This is a genomic window from Amycolatopsis sp. SB7-3, assembly GCF_041021335.1.
Classification (GTDB): Bacteria; Actinomycetota; Actinomycetes; order Mycobacteriales; family Pseudonocardiaceae; genus Amycolatopsis; species Amycolatopsis japonica.
The window spans coordinates 20,437-41,168 of sequence record NZ_JBFPJQ010000003.1 but is presented as its reverse complement, the minus strand read 5'-3'; the positions used below and the strand labels follow the sequence as shown (position 1 = coordinate 41,168).

Here is a 20,732-nt window from a genome sequence, read left to right as displayed (position 1 = left end):
ATAAGCGAGTCGCCACGAGTCGTCCGCCTGGACACGCGTGTCGTCCGCCTGATCACGCGTGTCGTCCCTGCGGTCACGCGAAACCGCCCGGAGACGCAGCGAAAGCCCCTCAACTACCGGCGTCGTAAGCCGACCGAGCCTCTTCCACCTTCGGCAGGTTCTCCGTCGACCAGTCCGCGAGGGTCGCGAACAGCGGCGCCAGGCTCCGCCCGAGGTCGCTGATCTCGTACTCGACCCGGGGCGGCACCTCGGCGTGATAGGTCCGGGTGATCAGACCGTCGCGTTCCAGTTGCCGCAGCCGTTGCGTCAGCACTTTCGGCGTGATCGTGCCGATGCGCCGCTCGAGTTCGACGAACCGCTGCCTGCCGAACTCGTTGAGCGCCCACAGGATCGGCGTGGTCCAGCGGCTGAAGACGAGGTCGACCACCGGGGCGATCGGGCAGGCCTGGTCGGGCGTGGTCGAGGCGTCGGCGCGCATGAGGCCAAGGTACGCGGGTTGCCGAGTTGTCATGATCCGGACACCCCATGACCCCACCTGTGCGCGTAACGTTCTGTTATGGACTTGACCACCGAAAGGCTCGTCGTCCGCGAGTGGTCCGAGGACGACGCCGAAGCCGCGCTGGCGATCTACGGCACCACCGACGTGACCCGTTGGCTCACCCCGGCGATGGACCGGGTGACCGACGCGGCGGCCATGCGTTCGGTTCTGCAGGCCTGGCAGCAGGCGCAGCCGAATCTCGTGCCGCCGCGCGGAAGATGGGCGGTGCAGCGCGAGGAAGACGGCATGGTCGTCGGCGGGCTCGGCATCCATCTGCTGCCGCCGTACGAAGAGGACCTGGAGATCAGCTGGCAGCTGCATCCGGACGCCTGGGGCGAGGGTTACGCCTCCGAGGCCGCGCGTGCGCTGATCGGCTGGGCGTTCACCCAGGACACGGACGAACTCTTCGCCGTCGCCCGCCCGAACAACACGCGCGCCATCGCGACCGCGAAACGGCTCGGCATGGTCTGGGTCGGGGAAACCGACAAGTACTACGGGCTTCGCCTGCAGGTGTACCGGATCCGCCACACCGACACGGTCTAGGCACTGTCCACACGGGACACTTCACCCGAGACGGCGTGCCCCGCGCCGCGGCCGTCCGCGATGGCGACGATCCTGCCCCGCTCGACCCGGATCGCGGCCTCGGTCTCGTCGCTGACCGCGAGCACCCCCGCCGCGGCCGCCAGTGTCCCGGTCGCGTCGCACACCACGCGCACGCCCGGCCACGCCGATTCCGGGAAGGCCTGCCGCAGGCCGCCGCACAGTTCCGCGACGATCAGCCGGGTCAGCGGCACCAGCTCGTCGGGATCACTCGTCACGGCGACGACGGTGACCTCGCCGCCCGAGGCGCGGACGGCTTCTTCCGCGGCGGCCAGCCGATGAGTACCCAGCACGACGACGACGCCGTCGCCGGGCACGAAGGATTCGGCGCGGACGAGGTCGACGGCCCCGGGCGGTGACCACGGCCGGTCCGCGGCCTGCGCCGTGGGCGCGATCACCGGCGGCGCCCACCAGTCGTTGAAGGCCAGCCCCGCCAGCCGTTCGCACGCGCTCACGACGTCGAAGGGCTCGACGAGCCCCGGCGCGGTGGCCGCCAGCTGGCCGGCGCCGTGCAGCGTGGTCAGCACGGTCTCCGCGAGCCGGACCCGGCGCGGGATCGGCGATCCCGCCGTCCGCTCCGGCGGGTCGAGCCGCTCCAGCGCGAGCCCGAGCAGCAGCCCGTTGAGCTTCACCAGCTGGGCGAACGGGCGCCGGACATGCTCGTCCGCGAGCACCTCGGGCATCAGGTCGCGGGCGAGGCCGGCCTGATCGTCGTCCAGGGGAAGCACCGCCACCCGAGCCCTGGCCAGCGCGCCCAGCGCACCTTCGAGCGTCTCGCCGGGCACGGAGTGCGGCGCTCCGGCGGATCGTTCGGCCAGCTCGGCGAGGACGGCGAAGTACAGCGCGCGTTTCCCCGGGAAGTTCGAGTAGACCGCCCCTCGGGTGAGTTCCGCCCGTTCGGCGATGACGTCGATCTTGGCGTCGCGGAAGCCCTGCTCCGCGAACTCGTCGCGCGCGGCGGCCAGCACCTTCGCGCGATTGCGCTCCTGCGTCTCCGCCCTGCTCAGCCGGACCATCGGCCTCCCGTCAGCCAGCACGATTGCTCTCGGACCCGGATCAAGATACCTTGACCATTCAGATGATGAGAACATCTGAGTTGAACATCCGAACTGGGAGAGCCGTCTTGTCCGAAGTTCCCGAAATCCTCCTCACCGACCCCGAGGTCCTGCGCGACCCGTTCACCGCCTACGCCCCCGTCCGCGAGCGCTCCCCGATCGCCAAACTCTCCGCGCCGGGGTTCTCGATGTGGGCGGTCCTGCGCCACGAAGAGGCGCGGAAGATGCTGAGCGACCCGCGTTTCGCCCTGAGCGCGAACAGCTATCAGCGCATGGACATCCCCGACCACTGCCGCCCGTACATGCGGACGATGCAGGAGGTCGAGGGCCCGGAACACCTCCGGCTCCGACGACTGGTCGCCCCCGCGTTCACCCCACGCAAGGCCGCCGCACTACGCGAGGGGATCGAGCGGCTGGTGGACACCCTCCTCGACGAACTCGCCGGAGAGGACCGGATCGACCTGGTCACCGCGTTCGCGCGCCCGCTGCCGGTGGACGTGATCTGCGCACTGGTCGGCATTCCCGAGGCCGACCGTCCGCGTTGGCGCGAATACGGCGCCCTCGTGTCGGCCGGCGACGGGGCAGGGCTCGCGAAAGCGGTCCCCGGGATCGTCGAGGGCGCACTCGCCGCCATCGCGAAGCGGAAGCTCGAACCGGCCGAGGACGTCCTCTCGCAACTGCTCAGGATCCAGGCCGAAGACGGCGACAGGCTGAGCGAAACCGAACTGGTCGCACTGGTCTGGCAACTCGTACTGGGCGGCCAGGTGCCCGGCAATCTCATCGCCAACGCGGTCGAAACCCTGCTTTCCCACCCGGAACAGCTGGCCGAACTCCGTGACGATCCGGCGCTCATGCCCGGCGCGGTCGAGGAGGTGATGCGCTGGCAGAGCCCGCAGTTGCTGACCCTCCCCCGGTTCGCCACCACGGACGTCCGGATCGGCGACGTCCTCATCCCCGAAGGAGAACCTGTTACCGTCGCGATCGCCGCGGCCAACCGGGACCCGAGGGCGTTCCCCGACCCGGACGTCTTCGACATCCGGCGCGCGGCGGGACCGGCGTGGCATCTCGCCTTCGCCCACGGGCCGCACTTCTGCCTCGGCGCTTCGCTGGCCAGGGTTCAGGTCGAGGTCGCACTCACCGCGCTGCTGCGCAGGTTCCCCGATCTCGCACTCGCCGACGGGCTCCTGCGCATCCCGGACCCGGGCACCTGGCGACTGAACGCCCTGCCGGTCACACTGCATGCCACAGTTGCAAACTGAAACACGTTCTAATAATGTGACCGCCTGTGAGACACGGGATCGTGCTGTTCACCAGTGACCGGGGCATCAGTCCGGCGGAGGCCGCGCGGGCGGCCGAAGCCGCCGGCTTCGACGCCTTCCACGTGCCCGAACACACGCATATCCCGGTCAAACGGGAGGCTCCGCATCCGCGTACCGGCGACTCGTCACTCCCCGACGACCGCTACCTGCGCACGCTGGACCCGTGGGTCGCCCTGGCCACGGCGGCCTCGGTGACCACGCGGATCCGGCTCGCCACGGCGGTGGCCCTCCCGGTCGAGAGCGATCCGATCACGCTGGCGAAGACCATCGCCAGCCTCGACCACCTCTCGGCCGGGCGGGTCACGCTCGGCGTCGGCTTCGGCTGGAACGTCGACGAACTGGCCGATCACGGCGTCCCCGGCGGCAAACGCCGGACGGTGCTGCGCGAGTACCTGGAAGCGATGCGCGCGCTCTGGACGCAGGACGAAGCCTCGTACGCGGGCGAGTTCGTCTCGTTCGGCGCCAGCTGGGCGTGGCCGAAACCGGCCCAAGCGCATATCCCCGTGATCGTCGGCGCCGGCGCGACGGAGAAGACGTTCCGCTGGATCGCGAAGTCCGCCGACGGGTGGCTCACCACGCCCGGCGACACGGACATCGAGGACAAAGCGCGGCGGCTGCGCGAAATCTGGCACGAAGAGGGCCGCGCCGGGGAGCCGGAGATCTCCGCGCTCGGTGTCCGCCCGGATCCGGACAAGCTGGCCGAACTGGAAGCGGCCGGGGTCACCGAGACGATCTTCGGTCTCCCGGACCGCTCCCCCGAGGAGGTCGAGGCCTGGCTTCAGCGCCTCGCCGGGAAACTCAACCTGCCCGCTGGGAATCGATGAGGTAGCGGCCGTCCTTCTGGACCAGGGTGAAGGTCTCCCGCCCCGTCGTGGTCCCGCCCGACGCCTTCACGTAAGTGAGCGTCGCCGTCACCGTGGTGCCGGATTCGGTCACGTTCGACACGGTCACCGAGCTGTACTGCCGCCAGTAGTTCGAGTACCGCTCGAAGCTCTGGTTCCTCGTCTGCTTGAAGTTGTCGCTGAGCGTCGCGAACCCCGCCTGGAGATTCCCCGGGATGAGGGAGTAGTAAGCCGCGAGCGCCTGCCCCGGCGTCTGTGCGGGCGGCGGCGCGGCCGAGGAGGACGAGGACGGGGGCGGCGTCGAAGGCGGCACTGAGGACGGCGAAGGCGGCGGCGCGACCGGCTCCGAAGTGGTCGGGGCCGCGGACTGCGACTGGGAAACCGGCGGCGGGGCCTGGCCCGTCGAGGCGTCGTCATCGCGGTTGAGCACCACGACCACGGCCGCGGCGGCGGCCGCCGCGAGCACGAGGAACACCGCGAGCACGCCGATCAGCATTCCCTTGCGCGCCTTCGGCGGCGGCTCCTCGGCGACGAGCGTCGTCGGCTCCCCCGCCGCGAGCGCGCGCAACTCCCGCTCGGTCTCGGACATCGTCGGCCTGCTGTCCGGCCGGACGTCGAGCAGCCGGTTCAGCAGCGGTGTCAGGATCCCGGACCTGGTCGGCGGGGTGATCTCACCGCTCGACGCGCGGTACAGCAAGGCGATCGGGTTCTCGGCCGTGCCGTACGGCGTGCCGCCTTCGAGCGCGGTGTACAGCGTCGCGCCGAGCGAGAAGACGTCGGAAGCGGACGTGGCGTCCTCGCCGCGCGCCACCTCGGGCGCCAGGAACGCGGGCGTCCCGGAGATCTCGCCGGTCGCGGTGAGCTGGACGTCACCCATCGCCCGCGAGATCCCGAAGTCGGTGATCTTGACGGTGTCGTCGTCACCCAGCAGGACGTTGCCGGGCTTGATGTCGCGGTGGACGATGCCCGCCCGGTGCGCGGCCGCCAGCGCCGAGCAGAGCTGGATGCCGAGACGGATGACGTCGTCGACCTCCATCGGCCCCTCGCGCAGCTTCTCCGCGAGGCTGGTGGAGGGCAGGTACTCCATGATGATCCACGGACGGTCCTGCTCGTCGATCACGCCGAAGACGGTGATGGCGTGCGGATGCACCAGCCGGGCGGCGATCCTGGCCTCGCGCAGCGCGCGGTTCTTGGCCTCGTCGGCCTTCTGCTCCCCCGCGCCGTGCGGCAGAAGGAGTTCCTTGACCGCGACCGTGCGCTCCAGGTTCTCGTCGCGCGCCCGCCACACGGTGCCCATGGAGCCACCGCCGACGGGCTCGATGAGATCGAACCGATCGGCGAGGCGGCGGATCTCCTCCATTATCGACGTCCCCCTGGAGCTGTGGTGTTCGCGCGAACCTTGCCAGCATGCCAGGAACGCGCCGGGACGCCGGACCCGGCAGGGTGGTTCGCGGCGCGGTGTCGGTCACGTCGGCGAATGGGCCGTTCAGCGGAACCCCGCCCCATCGGCTGCCCGGAAGTTCGTATCCCGGCAGGCCCGAGGCGCACTTTACTTCTCCGGTGTGGCCTGTTCACGGGAAAGGGCGGCGATGCGGGAGACCATTGGCGGACGCGGCGTGCTCGAAGGCGCGTTCACGTTGCTCGAAGCACTCGACGAGCACGGCGGGCAGGCCGGGCTGACCCAGCTCGTGCGGACCACCGGGCTCCCGAAGACCACCGTGCACCGGCTCCTGGAGCAGCTGGCCGACTTGGGCGCGGTCGAACGGGCGGGCCGCGGCTACCGGATCGGTTCGCGGGTGTTCCGGCTCGGGCGGCGCTGGCAGCCCGAACTCCGGGACCTGGCCAAGGAATGGCTGCCGGTGCTTTCGGCGCGGATGCGCGCGAGCCTGGTGCTCGTGGTACCGAGGGAAGGACGCGCGCTCGTCGCGGCCGGGGCGGTCCTCCCCGCCGACGACGTCCCCGTGTGGCCGGGCAGCCCGCTGCCGCCCGGGACCGCCGCCGGGCGGCTCCTCGCCGCCCACCACCCGGCACTCGCCGAACCGGACACCGACGCGCTGGAGATCCGCGCGAACGGGTTCGCGGCGGAGTCGGAGACGATCGCCGAGGGACTCGGCTGCGCCGCCGTCGCCGTCCGGACCCCGGACGGGCGGGTCGGCGCGGCACTCGCCGCGGTCCTGCCCGTCCGCCGCGACCCGGTTTCCGCGGTCACCGCGCTGGCGAGCAGCGCCCGTTCCTTCGGCGCCGCGCTCGCCGAAAGCTCCGGGCGAAACCGCGCCGGATGATCGGCGAAGCCCGAACAATCCCCGACCAACGCGGCGAGCGGGCGACCACCTGAATACGGGCGGAATATTTCCGACGAAATCCCGGAAATCGCCTCACCGTGTGTCCGCGACCGGTGCCGCCCCGTGCAGAAATCGAAGAAATCCGCCCGTCACAAGCCGTTTCCGTGACCGATCGCCTACCGGACGAGGCGTTCGCACGGCGATTAAATCACCATCCGCCGCTTTTTCCGGGCACTTCCGAAACGGAGCGGCGCACGTACTGTTCAGGAATTCTTTCGACCAAGGAGGGAATTCCTTGACAAGACATTCCTTGAAAAGACGTGGCGCGGCCGTGGCGGCGTTCCTCGTCATGGTGTCCGTGGCGTCCGCCACCACGGCCGTCCCGGCGTGGGCCGCGGAACGGTCCGGCCGTCCCGTCGTGGCCGGGATCGACCTGGAGCGGGCGACGATCCCCGACCTGCAGCGGGCGATGCGCTCCGGACGGCTGTCCTCGGTCGAGCTGACCGCCTTCTACCTGCAGCGGATCCGCAAACTGAACCCGACGCTGCACGCGGTGCTCTCCACGAATCCGGACGCGCTGCGGCTCGCCGCGGAGAGTGACGTGCGACGGCACCGGCACCGGTCGAAGGGCCCCATGGACGGCATCCCGGTGCTGCTCAAGGACAACATCGACACCGCGGACCGGCAGCCGACCACCGCGGGCTCGACGGCGCTGCTGGAGTCGCGCCCCTACCGTGACGCCGGCGTGGTCGAGAACCTGCGCGAGGCCGGGGCGGTCATCCTCGGCAAGGCCAATCTTTCGGAGTGGTCGAGTTACCGCTCCACCAGTTCGTCGAACGGCTGGAGCCCGCTCGCCGGCCAGACCGCGAACCCCTACGTCCTCGACCGCAACCCGTGCGGTTCGTCGTCCGGCCCGGGGGTCGCCGTCGCGGCGCACCTCGCGACCGTCGCCGTCGGAACCGAAACGGACGGTTCGATCAGCTGCCCGTCCGGCGCCAACGGCATCGTGGGGGTCAAGCCGAGCCTCGGGCTCGTCAGCCGCAGCGGAATCGTGCCGGTGTCGAAGCAGCAGGACACCGCGGGCCCGATGGCGCGCAACGTGGTGGACGCCGCGATCCTGCTCGCGGCCCTCAACGGCGCCGACCGCCGCGACCCGATCACCGTCGGCGCCGCCAGGCAGTCCCTCGACGACTACACGAAGTTCCTGCGCCCCAACGCTTTGCGCGGGAAGCGGATCGGCGTCTGGCGCGAGGTCTACACCCCGGACGAGACGACGAAGGCGGCGTTCGAGCAGGCGCTGACCAGGCTGCGGAAGCTCGGCGCGACCACGGTCGAGATCACCATCCCGTACCTGGACGTCATCGCGGCCAACGAGTTCCCCGCGATCAGGACCGAGTTCAAACACGACATCAACGCCTACCTCGCCTCCACCGGCGGCAAGCATCCCGCCGATCTGGCGGGGCTGATCCAGTACAACCTGGACCACGCGGCGGTCGAAATGCCGTACTGGACCCACAATCTCTGGGACCGCTCGCAGGCGACCACCGGCGATCTGAACGATCCGGCGTACCGCGCGATGCGGGAAGCCGCGACGAGCGCCGCCCGGCGGGGCCTCGACGAGACACTGCGTGGCGCGAAACTCGACGCGATCGTCGCGCCGACGAACAACGCCGCGTGGAAGACGCAACTCGGCGTCGGCGACGGCGCGCTGCTGATCGACTCGTCCGGCCCGGCGGCCGTTTCGGGCTACGCCAACATGACCGTTCCGATGGCGTACGCCGGGCCGTTGCCACTGGGCCTGTCGATCATGGGCGGGCGGTTCAGCGAACCGTCACTGCTGGCCATCGCGTACGCCTTCGAACAGGACACGAAGGTCCGGCGGTTGCCGACGTACATCCCGTCGATCGGCTGAGTGCGGGTTCGCGAGTGATCCGGGTCGTCGGAACGGCCCGGATCACTCACGATGTCGTCTAATGGACCAGGAGCCCGAGACTGCGCTCGGCCTCCGCCACGGCGGAATCGCGCTCGACGTGACCGTCGATCACGAGCGTGGCGAGCCCGTGGAGCAGGCACCAGAGCGTGACGGCGAAACCGCCCGGATCGTTCCGCTCCCCCACCCGATCGGCCAGCAGCGCACAGGTCGTCCGGTGCGCCTCGGCCAGTTCCGGATACGCGGCGCGGTCACCGATCCCGGCGCCCGCCATCAAGCGGTACAACGCGGGATTCTCCAGGGCGAAGCCGAGGTACGAGTGCCCGAGCGCGGTCACCGTCCCCGCCCCACTCCCCTGCAAACACGCCTGTAACTCGGTATGCCCTTCCAGCGCGACCGCCACCAGCAGCGCGTCCTTGTCGCGGAAATGCCGATACGGCGCCGCGGTGGACGCACCCACTTGCGCGACCGCGGCGCGCAGACTCACCCCCTCCGGACCTCGTTCGACGAGGAGCTCCCGCGCGGCGAGGACAAGCGCACGACGGAGATCCCCGTGGTGATAGGCACGTTTGTTGATCATGGCGGACCCCCCAGCCCTTGATGCCACGTGAACGCCTCACCTTAACGGGTGCGCGCGCCACAACCGGCGGGAACGCGAAGGATGCCTTCACGGACTGGGCACCCAGGCGCGGCGTGAGCGAAGGCGTGACTCACGTGATCAGGGACGTGACTCGCGTGACTGGAGACCGCACTCGCGTGTTGAGGGGTAAGTCAAAGGTGGCGCGTGGTGCCGCCCGAGGTATCGGTGTCCACAGTGGTCACTTTCCAGGCAGCATGCGCCCGCTTTATGCCTTTAAGTCCGGTTTCGCGTGGGGTCGTGAGCGGCAAAGAGGGTTAGAACGACCATTGCCACTCACGACCCTAGGGCGATACTGCGCAAAGTACTCAAATCGGACGCCCTGATCTCGAACAATGTCCTTTTTGGACAGCATGAGGGCGCACGGCGCTGGGTCTCGGCGACGAGCTCGCTCGACCACCTGCACCGACGCCCACCCGCGCTAACTCCGACACGTTGTCAGACTTACCCACGCCCGCTACCTTTGACACCATGTCAAAGTTCAGGTCGGATCTCGTCACCGGCGTCGCCCTCCTGTCGACGGGACTGCTCGCCGGGGCGTTCGGCTACGGCGCGGTCAACGTCGCCGCCACGTTCGACGTCGTCCCGCTCGACGTGCGGCTGACCTTCCACACGGCGCTGATGCAGCGGAACGGCGTCGTCATGCAGACCGCGATGGCGCTCGCGGCGATCAGCTCCCTCGCGCTCGCCCTGCTGAGCCGAGGGCGGCCGCGGTGGCTGGCCGGTGTGGCCGCGGCCCTGGTCGCGACGTCGTTCCTGGTCACCCGCTTCGGCAACGTCCCGATCAACGGCCGGATCAAGGTCTGGGCGGTCACCACGGCACCCGCCGACCACGCGGCGATCCTCGACCGCTGGGAGACCTACAACGTCATCCGCACCGTCGCGGCCCTCGCCGCTTTCGCACTCGTCATCGTCGTCTCACGGCTCAAGCTCCCGGACCGCGTGCGTCAGCTCGCAGCCTGATCGGCGAGGTCGTTCGCCGCGACGTACCCGAAGGTCATCGCCGGCCCGATCGTCGACCCCGCGCCCGCGTAACTGTTGCCCATCACCGCCGCGCTCGCGTTCCCGGCGGCGTACAGCCCGGGGATGACCGAACCGTCCGCCCGCAGCACCCGCGCCCGCGCGTCGGTGCGCATGCCGCCCTTGGTGCCGAGGTCGCCGGGCACGATCTTGAACGCGTAGAAGGGCGGTTCCCAGAGCGGGGCGAGGCACGAGTTCGGCAAGACGTACGGATCGGTGTAGTAGTGGTCGTAAGCGCTGTCACCCCGACGAAAGTCACTGTCCACACCGGACAGTGCCTGCCCGTTGAACCGGTTGACGGTGGCGCGCAGCGCCTGCGACGGCACACCGATCGCGGTGCCGAGCGACTCCACGGTCCACGCCTTCTTGACCGCGCCCGCCGAGTACCACTCGTCGGGAAGCGGCAGCAGCGGCGCGACGTCGCGGAAGAGATACCGGTTGCGGTAGTGCTGATCGACGATCAGCCACGCGGGAATGGTGGGCGACGTCGGGTTCCGGTCGTACATCGTGTGCACGACGTCGCTGTACGGCGCCGCTTCGTTGACGAACCGCTTGCCCGCCGCGTCCACCATCAGCCCGCCGGGCAGGGTCCGTTCGGCGAGACAGAAGTACGGTTCGCCGGGTAGCGGGATCGCCGGCCCCCACCAGGCGTCGTCCATCAGGTCCAGTGCCGCCCCGGCGCGCTTTCCGGCCAGGATCCCGTCGCCGGTGTTCGACCGCGCGCCGACAGTCCATTGTGTACCGATCGGCTGGCGCTGATACTCGGCCCGCATGGCGGCGTTGTGCTCGAACCCGCCGGAGCCGACGATGACACCTCGCCGCGCCTTCACCACGCCCGCCGCGACGGTCACGCCGGTGACCTTCCCGTTCTCGAGGACGAGATCGGTCAGCGGCGTGTTCAGCCAGACCGGGACACCGGCGCGCTGCAACCCGGCCCGCAGTCCCGCGGCCAGCGATTGCCCCATGGTGAGCGGTTTCTGCCCGGCGAGCGCGGCGGCCGTGCCGCGGGCGAGGCAGGCGGCCGCCACCGCGGCGCCCTTCGGGTTGACCGCGGCCAGCGCGAGCCATTTGTAGTCCGCGCTGAAGACGACCATCCCCGCGGGTGTGGCGAGATAGGGCGGGTTCAGGTTGGCCAGTTCGGCACCGAGGATGTTCCCGTCCAGCTGATCGGGTTCGATCGAGCGGCCGTCCGGCATCCCGCCGGGCAGTTCCGGGTAGTAGTCGCTGTAGCCCTCCATCCACCGGAACCGGAGCGGACTGTTGGCCATCACGAAGGACAGCATCGCCGGGCCGTTGGCGAGGAACGCTTCCTGCCGCGAGGCGGGGATCGACGGACCGACCACGGCGGACAGATACCGTGCGGCCTGCTCCGGGGTGTCGCGGACGCCGGCCTGTGCCAGTACCGGGTTGCACGGGATCCAGATCCCCGCTCCCGACCGGGCGGCCGAACCGCCGAATTTCGCCGCCTTCTCCAGCACCACGCAGCTGAGTCCCCGCTTGGCCGCCGTCAGCGCGGCGGTCATCCCCGCAGCGCCCGCGCCGACCACGACGACGTCGTACTCGCCGACCACCGCCGAGCCCGCCGATGCCGTCCCCGCCAACGGCAATCCCGAAGCGAGCGCGAGCCCGGTGCCACGCAGGACCTGACGGCGGGACAGGCGGAGATCGGGACCCATGAATCCTCCTCGCGTGGGGGATCGAGCGAGGTCATGTTCTCCAGCCGGCGGCAAAAGTGAAACAAGTTCTACCCGCTTGGAGCAGGCGGCGACCACCGCGCTCGGCCGGTCACCTCAACCGGCGCGGGCATTCAGCCCAGCGCCCGGACCAGGTCCAGCGCGCGCCCCAGGGTGGCGAGCCGGTCGGCGACCGTCTCGCCCGCCGGATACAGCCGGACCGTGTCGACGCCGGCGTCCCGCCAGACCCGCAGGCGTCGCGCCACCATCGGTTCGGTGCCGATCAGCGTCGTGCCGAGCACCATCTCGTCGGTCACCAGCGCGGCCGCGCCTTCCCGGTCACCCGCCTGCCAGCGCTCCCGCACCGCCGCGGCGGCCTCGGCCCACCCTTGCCTGCTGTAGGCGTTGTTGTAGAAGTTCGTCTTCGCCGAGCCCATGCCGCCGAGACTGAACGCGAGTTCGGCCTTGCGGCTCGCGACCATTCCGCGCAGCTCGTCCTCGTCCCTGGCGAACGCGACTTCGGCGCCTTGGCAGACTTCGATGTCCGCCCGCGTTCGGCCCGCTTTGGCGAGACCGGCGTCGAGATGCGAGAAGTAGGCCTGTGCCCCTTCCGGCACGAAACTGGTCCCCAGCCAGCCGTCCGCGATCTCCCCGGTCAGCTCCAGCAGCTTCGGCGAAAGCGTGGCCAGGTGGATCGGGATGTCCGGGTTCGGCGCCGTCGACAGCCGCATCGGCCTGCTCTCGCCCGGCAGCGGGATCTCGAACTCCTTGCCGGAGAACGCGATCTTCTCCCCGGCGAACGCCTGGCGGATGATCGCGACCGTTTCCCGCATCCGGGTCAGCGGCCGGGCGAACGGAACGCCGTGGAGCCCCTCGATCACCTGCGGCCCCGAAGCGCCGAGCCCGAGCACGAACCGGCCCGCGGAAAGCTCCGACAGCGTCAGCGCGGCCTGCGCGATCGCCACCGGGGTCCGGGTGCCGAGCTGGATGATGCCCGAGCCGAGCCGGATCCGCTCCGTCCGCGCCGCGAGGTAGCCGAGCACGGACGGCGCGTCCGATCCCCACGCCTCGGCGACCCAGCAGTCGTCGAGGCCGAGCATTTCCGCCTCCAGCACGAAATCCAGCGTCTCCCGCGGACCACGGGAAGCCTCGACCGTGGTCGCCGTCCGCATCACGCGCCGCCCGCCTCGGCCCGCTCCTTGATCGCGGCGAGGGTCCCGGTCATCGCCTTCTCGAACTCGCGCAGCCGGACGAAGACGATCTTCTCCTCTTTGTCCGGCATCTGGTCGATGGCCAGGGAGAGACCCGACCGGCCCGGCCCCAGCTGCATCCACTGCCGGAGTTTCGTCCCGCCGTTCTCGGGTTCCAGCGTGAAGCGCCACAGCGCCGTGGGGGTCTCGGCGTCGTGCACGGCCCAGGTGAACACGCGCGGCTCGTCGCATTCGACGACGTGCGACGTGGTCTCCCATTCCCCGAGCGCGTCGTGCTTGCTGCGGCCGACGAACCGCCTGCCGACCGCGGCCGCGCCTTCCGCGCCGTCACACCATTCGGCGGCCTGGAGCTCTTGGCTCATCTCCGGCATCAGGCGTACGTCGGAGACGATCGACCAGACCCGTTCCGGGACGGCGTCGACCCACGCTTCGACCTCGACCGTCGGCTTGTCGGCGTACTTGGCGCCCGTCCACTCCATCGTGGCCCGCCTCCCATGCTCGTGACCTCGATAGTTGCGTAGATGGACTTACGTTGTCAAACCTCCTGCGCGGCGAAGCGGCGCACCACGTCGGGTCGATCCGCGAGCTTCGGCGGGTACCCGGGTCCGATCCGGGCCCGGGTGTTCTCCCCGGTCAACGGCCCGGCGCAGTGCGCGCAGACGACCTCCGCGTGCGTGTCCTGCCCGCAGGTCTCGTGATGCAGGACGACGGGCGGCCCGGCCTCCCCGGAGAGCCAGCGGTCGCCCCAGCGCGACATCGCGGCGAGCACACCGTAGAAATCCGTGCCCTTCTCGGTCAGGACGTAGTCGTAACGGACCGGGTCGGCCTGGTAGGCGCGCTTTTCCAGCAATCCCTCCCCGACCAGGCGGCGCAGCCGGTCGGCCAGGGTGTTCCGCGCGATGCCGAGCTCCTGCTGGAACTCGTCGAACCTGCGGATCCCGTAGAACGCCTCGCGCAGGACCAGCGGCGTCCACCAGTCACCGAGCAGGTCCATGGTGCGCGCGATCGAACACGGCCATTGCGCGAACGAAGTCCGTTTCATACCCGCGAGCCTACGCCCGGTGAAATTGATCCGGTCATTCCTCCACCTATTCCCCGGCGCTCAGGCACTGGCTCGAAATGTTGCGATCCGGTCAAGAATATCTCGCGCATTAATATCGCCGACTCGCTTCCGCACGCTTTCCGACAGGGGCTTCAAACGATCTCGCGTCCGCGCGGAACGGATCCCGTCCGCGATCTCCATCGCGGCGAGACCGACCTCCGCGGCCCGGTCCATGTCACCCTCCAGCGCGTGGTCGACGGCGAGCCAGATCATCGTCAGCGACCGGCTGCGCATCATGTCCGGACCGTAGCCGTCGATGGCCTCGGTGAGCGCGGGAATCGCCTCCCGGCAATGACGGACGTCGACGAGCCTGGCGAGTTCGGTGCGCACCGTGCCGATCATCGCGGCCAGGTCGTTGGCCGTGAAGAAGGCCGACCACGAGGGCACGGCGTCGCCGACGGAGTCCGCGAATTGTTCCGGGGCAAGGGAAAGCTTGTCCAGCGCCTGGCGGACGTCACCGAGCAGCGCGTAGGCCCACGCCTCGTTCGCCGACAGGATCGCCTGCGACAGCGGCCGTCCCCCGCGGCGCGCCGCGACCTGCCCCTGCCGGAATTGCTCGAGCGCCTCCGCCGGCGTGCGGTGATGCAGATACATCCGGCCGAGCCGGTAACGGATGTTGGCGAGGAGATCGTCGGCGCCTGCCTCCGTCGCGAGTTCGAGCGCACGGCGGAAGTGCCACTCGGCGCGCACGGGGCGGCCGGAGTCGAATTCCGTCCAGCCCCTGAGGTTGTGCAGATCGGCGACCACGCCCGCCAGCCGCCTGGCCAGCGGCTCGGACATCATCCCGCGCCGCAGCGCGGCGCCGTATGGCTCCAGCACGCGCAGCAGTTCCCGGCAGGATCCGCCGCCTTCCCGGTAGTCGCGTGCCCGAAGTGCTCCGATGACACCTTCGAGCCGGTCGATGTCGGCCTGCCCGACCCGCATCGGGAGCCGCTCAATCACGGCGACGCTCCCGCACACGGGGCACCACCGGCGCGGTCGCCACACCCGGCGAAGGCGGCGCGGACGTCGGGATCACCCGGCAGCGCGGCCCGTGAACCGTGTTCCGCTGCCCGGCGTCCTGCCTGGGAATGGCGACGGTGATGCGTACGCCCATTACCGCTCCTTTCCCTATCCTCAACGACCGTGCTCGCCGGGGTCCAGGACGGAGCCACGTCGATCTCCTGGAATACGCGAACGACGCACAATGATGTTAACCACGGGGAATAGCGATTCACTCCGCCGAATGGTTGGCTATTCTCATTCACCGGAATATGCACGTGCGAAGTCTCTTTCTTTTGCACGGCTGATCGCCTTTCCGGCCGCTCACCGCACGTGCCCGCCGGGAACCGTCCGTGAGCACGTGAGACGCAGCTCTCAGCCGAACGTGTGAACCTTGTCAACTCGGGTCACGAAAAGGCTTCACATTGCGTTATCAATAGCTGAAGATCAACAGCAACCGAACGTAAGGGGCTGAAGCGTTGGACAAGGAAAGCGACCTCATCCGGGGGACGATCGTCTTCGGCCTGCGCACTTTCGGTGCGGACCCGCTCCCCGTCCAGGCCGATCTCGAATACGACCCCGAAGACCCCTACGCCGTCGTGGTGGCCTACCACTCGGGTGGCGGGACGGTCCGCTGGATGTTCGGCCGTGATCTCCTCGCGGACGGACTGCTCACTCCATCGGGTGAGGGCGACGTGATCATCAGCCCGGCCGACGACACCTCGATCGTGATTTTCGCGCTCAGCGCGCCCGACGGCTGCGCGGTGCTCGAAGCGCCGGCGCAGGAGCTGGCCGAATTCCTCGACCGCACCTACGACGTCGTCCCCGCAGGATCCGAACCGGAATGGTTCGACTTCGACCAGGAGATCGGCAAGCTCGTCACCGAGTCCTGACGGCCGGTGGCGGCACCGCTCGCACGGTGCCGCCCGCCAGACATCGGGTCAGGCGAGTTCGCGCAACCCCGGGACGACCTGCTCGGAGAACGACCGCAGGAACCGCTCCTGGTCGTGGCCGGGACCGTGGAAGACGAGGTGGTTGAAGCCCGCCTCGACGTACGGCTTGATCTGCTCGACGGCGTCGGCCGGGTCGGAGGTCACGATCCAGCGCCGGGCGACCTGCTCGATCGGCAACGCGTCCGCGGCCTTCTCCATTTCGGCCGGGTCCTCGATACCCGCCTTCTGCTCCGGCGTCAGCGAGAGCGGCGCCCAGAACCGGGTGTTCTCCAGCGCCTGCGCCGGATCCGGGTCGTAGGACAGCTTGATCTCGATCATCTTGTCGATGTCGCCGGTGCTGCGGCCCACCTGCTCCGCGCCTTCCGCGACCGCGGGCAGCAGCTTCTCGGTGTAGAGCTCCATCCCCTTGCCGCTGGTGCAGATGAAACCGTCACCCTGCTTGCCGACGTACTTCGCCATCACCGGGCCGCCGGCCGCGATGTAGATCGGTACCCCGCCCTCGGGCCGGTCGTACACGGTGGCGTCGGTGGTCTGGAAGTACTCGCCCTCGAACGTGACGCGCTCCTCGGACCACAGTTTGCGCATCAGGTCGATCGCCTCACGCAGCCGCGCGAATCGCTCCTTGAACGCGGGCCACTCGATACGGGCGACCGCGACCTCGTTGAGGGCCTCACCGCTGCCGACGCCGAGCAGCACACGGCCCGGGTACAGGCTGCCGAGCGTGCCGAACGCCTGCGCGACGACGGCCGGGTTGTAGCGGAAGGTCGCGGTCAGCACGCTGGTGCCGAGGACCACCCGTTCGGTGCGCTCGCCGACCGCCGCCATCCACGCGAAGGAGAACGGCGCGTGCCCGCCCTGATGCCGCCAGGGCTGGAAATGGTCGCTGACCATCACGCTGTCCAGCCCCACCTGCTCGGCGAGCACGGAGTACTCGACGAGGTCGCGCGGGCCGAACTGCTCGGCCGACGCCTTGTAACCGATCTTCAGTGCCATCCGGGGTCACCACCTGGACTCTTGGGTTGTTCCGCTCTTCACCTTGGCACAGAGTCGATCAGCCGCGCCCATGCCTCGGCTGGGTGAAGAGTGTCGGGAACACCACTGTGACACCGGGAATGCGTGGACAGACCCCGTACCCGCCCTCACCCTCCGGGACCGGCACGTGGTGATGAACTGTGCCGTTTGCGCCGTCACCTGTGCGCCGTGCTGGGCGGAGTTGTGATCGGGGGTCGCGGCGTTGGTCCGGTTGATCCGCTGGATCAGCGATTCCAGTTCGTCCAGCGCGGTTTCGGCTTCGACGAGCAGGGCGGAAGTATCGCCAAGATCGACGACCGCCGCACCCCGTTTTCAGCCTGCCAAGGAATGTCGCCGATAGGACGAGTCGGGCTCGGTGTATTCGAGGCCGTTCTCGTCGAGCGCGTTGAACACGGTGAACCGGCCGCGCGGGAAGACGAAGCCGACCGCGACCATGCCGTTCGCCATGTCCCGCGTCGCGCAGTCGAGCAGCTCGACGTCTTGGAGCACCTGACCCTCCAAAGCGGACAGTTCCGGGAAGACGTCCCGCCGCCACCGCAGCGGGCTGGGCTCGGCCGGATCGCCCCAGTCCCATGAGGACTTCCCGACCGGGTCGATCGTGTTCCAGGTCAGGGAAAGTTCGTCGAACTTCCAGTGCGTGATCTCCAGCCGTTCGTCGCCGAAGTCGACCACGACGGGCGCGTCGGAGAGCCACTCGGCGTACTCGACGAACCAGGTGAGGTGGACCTGCCGCAGTCGCTTGCCCACCAGCGCACGCAAACGATCCCCGTGTGCCCTCCGGATCGACTGGAGTCCGGAGAGCCACACGGGTTCGTAACCCTCGATGTCGAAGAACGCCACCGAGTGAGTATGCCGTCAGTCGTAGGAGAGGGCTTCCACCAGTTCACCACTGTCCGGGTTGGGCAGGGCCTTGGCCACGTCCGCCTGCGCCACGATGCCGACGAGCTTGTGCCCGTCGATCACCGGCAGGCGCCGGACCTTGTGGTTCGCCATGGTGCGCATGATCTCCTCGGCGTCGTCGTCGGCGCCGATCGTCACCGCCTCGCCCTGCGCCAGTTCCGAAGCGTGCAGCGCCCGCGGGTCCTTGCCTTCGGCCAGGACCTTCACCACGATGTCGCGGTCGGTCAGCATGCCCTTGAGCTTGCCGTCCTCGCCGCAGATCGGTACCGCGCCCACCGATTCGGCGGCCATCTTCTTGGCCGCGTCGAGGACGGTTTCGGAGGCGGACACACAGGTCGCGTTCGCGGTCATGATGTCTCGTGCCGTGGTCATCCCATCGCTCCTTCCTTCAGGATCATCCAGCGGATACCCGGGATCCCCGGGCCGACACCTCAAGCCGCCGACGGCTCCAGAAGGATCTTGACGGCGCCGTCCTGCTTCTTCTGGAAGATCTCGTAGGCGTGGGGCGCGTCCTTCAGCGGCATCTTGTGCGTCGCGAAGCCCTCGACGCCGAGCGGATCGGCGGAATCGGTGATCAGCGGCATGATGTCGTCGATCCAGCGCCGGACGTTGGCCTGTCCCATCCGCAGGGTGATCTGCTTGTCGAACAGGTCCATCATCGGCAGCGGGTCGACCATGCCGCCGTAGACGCCGCTCAGCGAGATCGTCCCGCCGCGGCGGACGCAGTCGATGGCCGCGTACAGCACGCTGAGCCGGTCGATCGCGGCCTTCTCGGTGATCTTCGCGCCGATCGGGTCGGGCAACAGGGCGACCAGGTTCTGCGCCATTCGCCCGATCGGGGCACCATGCGCCTCCATCCCGACCGCGTCGATCACCGAGTCCGCTCCCCTGCCGCCGGTCGTCTCGCGGATGAGGTCGCCGAGGTCCTTGTGTTCACGCGTGTCGTAGGTGACGACGCCGGCCGCGGCGGCCTTCGCGAGCCGTTCCGGCACCAGGTCGATGCCGATCACCTTCCCCGCACCCCGGTGTTTCGCGATCCGGCAGCAGAACTGCCCGATCGGGCCCAGCCCGAAGACCACGACCGTGCCGCCCTCGGGGATGTTCGCGTAGTCGACGGCCTGCCAAGCCGTGGGCACGACGTCGGAGAGGTACACGAAACGCTCGTCCGGCGGGCCGTCCGGCACCTTGATCGGGCCGTACTGGGCCTGCGGGACCCGCAGATATTCGGCCTGGCCGCCCGGGACCTGCCCGTAGAGCTTGGTGTAGCCGAGCAGCGCCGCGCCCTTGCCCCGATCGGTGACCTGCGTGGTCTCGCATTGCGACTGCAGGCCGCGGTCGCACATGAAGCAGTGGCCGCAGGAGATGTTGAACGGGACGACGACACGATCGCCGGGTTTCAGGTTCGTCACCCCGGAACCGACCTCTTCGACGACGCCCATGGGTTCGTGCCCGAGGATGTCGCCCTCGTCGATGAAAGCGCCGAGGACCTCGTAAAGGTGCAGGTCGGACCCGCAGATACCGGTCGAGGTGATCCGCACGACGGCGTCGGTCGGTTCGAGCAATTTCGGATCCGGGACGGTGTCGACCCGGACATCACGTTTGCCGTGCCAGGTGACGGCCTTCATGGTGCTCCCTTCGGCGAGTGGCTGTGCTCCCCGCCGGGTGCCCGCCCGCGCATCCGGCAAACCTCGCCGTTCCGTGCCACCGTTGATCCATGCGAACCCGGATGCTCGCCGTCGCCGTCGACTGCCGTGAGGCCGAAGCACTGGCCGCGTTCTGGAAGGAAGCACTCGGCTACCCCGAGACCGAGCGGTGGACCGACGGTCATGGCGTGACCTATGTCGAATTGAAGAGCCCCGACGTGCCGAGCCTGCTCTTCCAGCCGGTCCCCGAGGGGAAGTCGGGGAAGAACCGGCTGCACCTCGACCTCGCGCCCACCGAACTCGAGCAGCGTGAAGAGGTCGCCCGGCTCGTGTCACTCGGCGCCAGGATCATCGAAGACCCCGAGTCGGACGACTGGGTCGTCATGGCCGACCCGGAAGACAACGAATTCTGCGTGCTGCCGCGGCGCTGAACCTCTTAGCCGCTTAGGGATTCCGGGTGCGGTTCGGTTCCTTGGTCCGGTCCGTGAAGGCCTCCTTGAGGGACTCTGGGTCCCTCAAGGAGGCCTTCACGGACTTGCGAGGCGCTACGCGAGCCCCATGAACACCAGCAGTCACAGCGACCGCGCGTGAAGGCCCCCTTTCCTCGGCTCAGCCGTGGGAAGGAGTCCTTCACACCTTCCCAAGTACATGAAGGCCCCCTTCATTGCGTCTAGCGCAAGGAAGGGGGCCTTCACGTACTTGCGGTGCCTCAGGCGGCTTCAGGCTCGGTCGTCCGGACCGGCCTTTCCGAGTGCAGCCCCAGCATCTCCAGCAGCATCCGGCAGTCCGTCGCGTCGCGGGCGTTCGCGACCACCGCTTCGGTCGCCTTGCGCAACACCGCAGCCCGCACGGCCGTCGCCCCACCGTCGACCAATTCCTCCACCGGACGCAATTCCTCGAACGGGTTCCCCATGACCCACCTCCGTCGTCCCTTTCGTTGATACCGGATTCCGGCCGGGAAAGCCCCCGTTTTCTTGCGGTCCGGCGGCGCCCCGGCCGGTTTCTCCCTAGACT

At 69.1% G+C, this 20,732-nt stretch carries 24 protein-coding genes; 8 read left to right on the top strand and 16 right to left on the bottom strand.

Annotated elements, in window-relative coordinates; all coding sequences use genetic code 11:
* Positions 1 to 109: 109 nt before the first annotated feature.
* The gene (locus AB8M46_RS24840; protein ID WP_037344271.1) at positions 110 to 478 is read right to left on the bottom strand and encodes a helix-turn-helix domain-containing protein; all 369 of its coding nucleotides are present in this window, start codon (positions 476 to 478) and stop codon (positions 110 to 112) included.
* 78 nt (positions 479 to 556) lie between these two features.
* On the opposite strand from AB8M46_RS24840, the gene AB8M46_RS24835 reads away from it, so the two are divergent.
* Positions 557 to 1,081, top strand: coding sequence for a GNAT family N-acetyltransferase (locus AB8M46_RS24835; protein ID WP_394361774.1), 525 nt, complete (start codon positions 557 to 559; stop codon positions 1,079 to 1,081).
* Here the strand turns inward: AB8M46_RS24835 and AB8M46_RS24830 are convergent.
* Positions 1,078 to 2,154 (bottom strand): TetR/AcrR family transcriptional regulator, encoded by a 1,077-nt coding sequence (locus AB8M46_RS24830; RefSeq protein WP_394362145.1) that lies wholly within the window; start codon positions 2,152 to 2,154, stop codon positions 1,078 to 1,080. The genes AB8M46_RS24835 and AB8M46_RS24830 overlap by 4 nt on opposite strands.
* Positions 2,155 to 2,261: 107 nt before the next feature.
* On the opposite strand from AB8M46_RS24830, the gene AB8M46_RS24825 reads away from it, so the two are divergent.
* Both AB8M46_RS24825 and AB8M46_RS24820 read left to right on the top strand, forming a co-directional pair.
* Positions 2,262 to 3,452, top strand: coding sequence for a cytochrome P450 (locus AB8M46_RS24825; protein WP_394361773.1), 1,191 nt, complete (start codon positions 2,262 to 2,264; stop codon positions 3,450 to 3,452).
* A 26-nt stretch (positions 3,453 to 3,478) separates the two neighbouring features.
* Positions 3,479 to 4,336 (top strand): LLM class F420-dependent oxidoreductase, encoded by an 858-nt coding sequence (locus tag AB8M46_RS24820; protein ID WP_394361772.1) that lies wholly within the window; start codon positions 3,479 to 3,481, stop codon positions 4,334 to 4,336.
* Here AB8M46_RS24820 and AB8M46_RS24815 read toward each other — a convergent pair.
* On the bottom strand, positions 4,311 to 5,714 hold the full coding sequence (locus AB8M46_RS24815) for a serine/threonine-protein kinase (protein WP_394361771.1): 1,404 nt from the start codon (positions 5,712 to 5,714) through the stop codon (positions 4,311 to 4,313). The two genes, AB8M46_RS24820 and AB8M46_RS24815, sit on opposite strands and share 26 nt — an antisense overlap.
* A gap of 229 nt (positions 5,715 to 5,943) precedes the next feature.
* On the opposite strand from AB8M46_RS24815, the gene AB8M46_RS24810 reads away from it, so the two are divergent.
* A complete protein-coding gene (locus AB8M46_RS24810) occupies positions 5,944 to 6,636 on the top strand; it encodes an IclR family transcriptional regulator (RefSeq protein WP_037344262.1) in 693 nt (230 codons plus the stop codon).
* Positions 6,637 to 6,985: 349 nt separating this feature from the next.
* Positions 6,986 to 8,548: an amidase gene (locus tag AB8M46_RS24805; protein WP_394362144.1), complete on the top strand. Its 1,563-nt coding sequence runs from the start codon at positions 6,986 to 6,988 to the stop codon at positions 8,546 to 8,548.
* Between the two features lie 58 nt (positions 8,549 to 8,606).
* On the opposite strand, the gene AB8M46_RS24800 is transcribed toward AB8M46_RS24805, so the two are convergent.
* Entirely contained in the window at positions 8,607 to 9,146 is a 540-nt protein-coding gene (locus AB8M46_RS24800; protein ID WP_394361770.1) for a TetR/AcrR family transcriptional regulator, read from the bottom strand.
* 528 nt (positions 9,147 to 9,674) lie between these two features.
* Between AB8M46_RS24800 and AB8M46_RS24795 the strand changes: the two genes are divergently transcribed.
* Positions 9,675 to 10,166 carry an anthrone oxygenase family protein gene (locus AB8M46_RS24795; RefSeq protein WP_394361769.1) on the top strand — a complete coding sequence of 164 codons (492 nt, stop codon included), beginning with the start codon at positions 9,675 to 9,677 and terminating at the stop codon, positions 10,164 to 10,166.
* Here AB8M46_RS24795 and kstD read toward each other — a convergent pair.
* The 6 genes from kstD to AB8M46_RS24765 all read right to left on the bottom strand — a co-directional run bounded on the left by kstD (position 10,151) and on the right by AB8M46_RS24765 (position 15,305).
* Positions 10,151 to 11,899 (bottom strand): 3-oxosteroid 1-dehydrogenase, encoded by a 1,749-nt coding sequence (kstD, locus tag AB8M46_RS24790; protein WP_394361768.1) that lies wholly within the window; start codon positions 11,897 to 11,899, stop codon positions 10,151 to 10,153. The two genes, AB8M46_RS24795 and kstD, sit on opposite strands and share 16 nt — an antisense overlap.
* Before the next feature lie 131 nt (positions 11,900 to 12,030).
* Positions 12,031 to 13,068, bottom strand: coding sequence for an LLM class flavin-dependent oxidoreductase (locus AB8M46_RS24785; RefSeq protein WP_394361767.1), 1,038 nt, complete (start codon positions 13,066 to 13,068; stop codon positions 12,031 to 12,033).
* On the bottom strand, positions 13,068 to 13,586 hold the full coding sequence (locus tag AB8M46_RS24780; protein ID WP_378423486.1) for an SRPBCC family protein: 519 nt from the start codon (positions 13,584 to 13,586) through the stop codon (positions 13,068 to 13,070). Before AB8M46_RS24780 ends, AB8M46_RS24785 begins: the two co-directional genes overlap by 1 nt.
* Positions 13,587 to 13,642: 56 nt before the next feature.
* Positions 13,643 to 14,149 (bottom strand): winged helix-turn-helix transcriptional regulator, encoded by a 507-nt coding sequence (locus AB8M46_RS24775; RefSeq protein WP_394361766.1) that lies wholly within the window; start codon positions 14,147 to 14,149, stop codon positions 13,643 to 13,645.
* Positions 14,150 to 14,209: 60 nt separating this feature from the next.
* Positions 14,210 to 15,133 (bottom strand): hypothetical protein, encoded by a 924-nt coding sequence (locus tag AB8M46_RS24770; protein ID WP_378423498.1) that lies wholly within the window; start codon positions 15,131 to 15,133, stop codon positions 14,210 to 14,212.
* Between the two features lie 10 nt (positions 15,134 to 15,143).
* A complete protein-coding gene (locus AB8M46_RS24765) occupies positions 15,144 to 15,305 on the bottom strand; it encodes a hypothetical protein (RefSeq protein ID WP_394361765.1) in 162 nt (53 codons plus the stop codon).
* A 364-nt stretch (positions 15,306 to 15,669) separates the two neighbouring features.
* Here AB8M46_RS24765 and AB8M46_RS24760 point away from each other — a divergent pair, with 364 nt between their 5' ends.
* On the top strand, positions 15,670 to 16,083 hold the full coding sequence (locus AB8M46_RS24760) for an SsgA family sporulation/cell division regulator (RefSeq protein ID WP_038515280.1): 414 nt from the start codon (positions 15,670 to 15,672) through the stop codon (positions 16,081 to 16,083).
* A 48-nt stretch (positions 16,084 to 16,131) separates the two neighbouring features.
* On the opposite strand, the gene fgd is transcribed toward AB8M46_RS24760, so the two are convergent.
* From fgd to AB8M46_RS24735, 5 genes are read right to left on the bottom strand one after another with little or no spacing between them, the layout of a single operon-like run.
* Positions 16,132 to 17,136 carry a glucose-6-phosphate dehydrogenase (coenzyme-F420) gene (gene fgd, locus AB8M46_RS24755; protein ID WP_037344247.1) on the bottom strand — a complete coding sequence of 335 codons (1,005 nt, stop codon included), beginning with the start codon at positions 17,134 to 17,136 and terminating at the stop codon, positions 16,132 to 16,134.
* Between the two features lie 6 nt (positions 17,137 to 17,142).
* Positions 17,143 to 17,445, bottom strand: a complete 303-nt coding sequence (locus AB8M46_RS24750) for a hypothetical protein (protein WP_394362143.1) — start codon at positions 17,443 to 17,445, stop codon at positions 17,143 to 17,145.
* A 42-nt stretch (positions 17,446 to 17,487) separates the two neighbouring features.
* Positions 17,488 to 18,015 carry a hypothetical protein gene (locus AB8M46_RS24745; RefSeq protein WP_394361764.1) on the bottom strand — a complete coding sequence of 176 codons (528 nt, stop codon included), beginning with the start codon at positions 18,013 to 18,015 and terminating at the stop codon, positions 17,488 to 17,490.
* 15 nt (positions 18,016 to 18,030) lie between these two features.
* Positions 18,031 to 18,447 carry a CBS domain-containing protein gene (locus tag AB8M46_RS24740; RefSeq protein ID WP_016333456.1) on the bottom strand — a complete coding sequence of 139 codons (417 nt, stop codon included), beginning with the start codon at positions 18,445 to 18,447 and terminating at the stop codon, positions 18,031 to 18,033.
* Between the two features lie 59 nt (positions 18,448 to 18,506).
* Entirely contained in the window at positions 18,507 to 19,700 is a 1,194-nt protein-coding gene (locus AB8M46_RS24735) for a zinc-dependent alcohol dehydrogenase (protein ID WP_378423494.1), read from the bottom strand.
* An 89-nt stretch (positions 19,701 to 19,789) separates the two neighbouring features.
* Between AB8M46_RS24735 and AB8M46_RS24730 the strand changes: the two genes are divergently transcribed.
* Positions 19,790 to 20,149, top strand: coding sequence for a VOC family protein (locus AB8M46_RS24730; RefSeq protein ID WP_037344243.1), 360 nt, complete (start codon positions 19,790 to 19,792; stop codon positions 20,147 to 20,149).
* 278 nt (positions 20,150 to 20,427) lie between these two features.
* On the opposite strand, the gene AB8M46_RS24725 is transcribed toward AB8M46_RS24730, so the two are convergent.
* Complete coding sequence (locus AB8M46_RS24725; RefSeq protein WP_037344241.1) at positions 20,428 to 20,631, bottom strand: hypothetical protein; 204 nt, start codon at positions 20,629 to 20,631, stop codon at positions 20,428 to 20,430.
* Between the last annotated feature and the right edge of the window lie 101 nt (positions 20,632 to 20,732).

What these genes read in the sequence shown, in the direction of transcription:
- AB8M46_RS24785 (WP_394361767.1), bottom strand. Translation starts at nt 13,068, where the DNA reads ATGCGGACGGCGACCACGGTCGAGGCTTCCCGTGGTCCGCGGGAGACG.
- AB8M46_RS24830 (WP_394362145.1), bottom strand. Translation starts at nt 2,154, where the DNA reads ATGGTCCGGCTGAGCAGGGCGGAGACGCAGGAGCGCAATCGCGCGAAG.
- AB8M46_RS24725 (WP_037344241.1), bottom strand. Translation starts at nt 20,631, where the DNA reads ATGGGGAACCCGTTCGAGGAATTGCGTCCGGTGGAGGAATTGGTCGAC.
- fgd (WP_037344247.1), bottom strand. Translation starts at nt 17,136, where the DNA reads ATGGCACTGAAGATCGGTTACAAGGCGTCGGCCGAGCAGTTCGGCCCG.
- AB8M46_RS24800 (WP_394361770.1), bottom strand. Translation starts at nt 9,146, where the DNA reads ATGATCAACAAACGTGCCTATCACCACGGGGATCTCCGTCGTGCGCTT.
- AB8M46_RS24815 (WP_394361771.1), bottom strand. Translation starts at nt 5,714, where the DNA reads ATGGAGGAGATCCGCCGCCTCGCCGATCGGTTCGATCTCATCGAGCCC.
- AB8M46_RS24835 (WP_394361774.1), top strand. Translation starts at nt 557, where the DNA reads ATGGACTTGACCACCGAAAGGCTCGTCGTCCGCGAGTGGTCCGAGGAC.
- AB8M46_RS24795 (WP_394361769.1), top strand. Translation starts at nt 9,675, where the DNA reads ATGTCAAAGTTCAGGTCGGATCTCGTCACCGGCGTCGCCCTCCTGTCG.
- AB8M46_RS24805 (WP_394362144.1), top strand. Translation starts at nt 6,986, where the DNA reads ATGGTGTCCGTGGCGTCCGCCACCACGGCCGTCCCGGCGTGGGCCGCG.
- AB8M46_RS24740 (WP_016333456.1), bottom strand. Translation starts at nt 18,447, where the DNA reads ATGACCACGGCACGAGACATCATGACCGCGAACGCGACCTGTGTGTCC.
- AB8M46_RS24735 (WP_378423494.1), bottom strand. Translation starts at nt 19,700, where the DNA reads ATGAAGGCCGTCACCTGGCACGGCAAACGTGATGTCCGGGTCGACACC.
- AB8M46_RS24780 (WP_378423486.1), bottom strand. Translation starts at nt 13,586, where the DNA reads ATGGAGTGGACGGGCGCCAAGTACGCCGACAAGCCGACGGTCGAGGTC.
- AB8M46_RS24810 (WP_037344262.1), top strand. Translation starts at nt 5,944, where the DNA reads ATGCGGGAGACCATTGGCGGACGCGGCGTGCTCGAAGGCGCGTTCACG.
- AB8M46_RS24765 (WP_394361765.1), bottom strand. Translation starts at nt 15,305, where the DNA reads ATGGGCGTACGCATCACCGTCGCCATTCCCAGGCAGGACGCCGGGCAG.
- AB8M46_RS24730 (WP_037344243.1), top strand. Translation starts at nt 19,790, where the DNA reads ATGCGAACCCGGATGCTCGCCGTCGCCGTCGACTGCCGTGAGGCCGAA.
- AB8M46_RS24775 (WP_394361766.1), bottom strand. Translation starts at nt 14,149, where the DNA reads ATGAAACGGACTTCGTTCGCGCAATGGCCGTGTTCGATCGCGCGCACC.
- AB8M46_RS24840 (WP_037344271.1), bottom strand. Translation starts at nt 478, where the DNA reads ATGCGCGCCGACGCCTCGACCACGCCCGACCAGGCCTGCCCGATCGCC.
- AB8M46_RS24770 (WP_378423498.1), bottom strand. Translation starts at nt 15,133, where the DNA reads ATGCGGGTCGGGCAGGCCGACATCGACCGGCTCGAAGGTGTCATCGGA.
- kstD (WP_394361768.1), bottom strand. Translation starts at nt 11,899, where the DNA reads ATGGGTCCCGATCTCCGCCTGTCCCGCCGTCAGGTCCTGCGTGGCACC.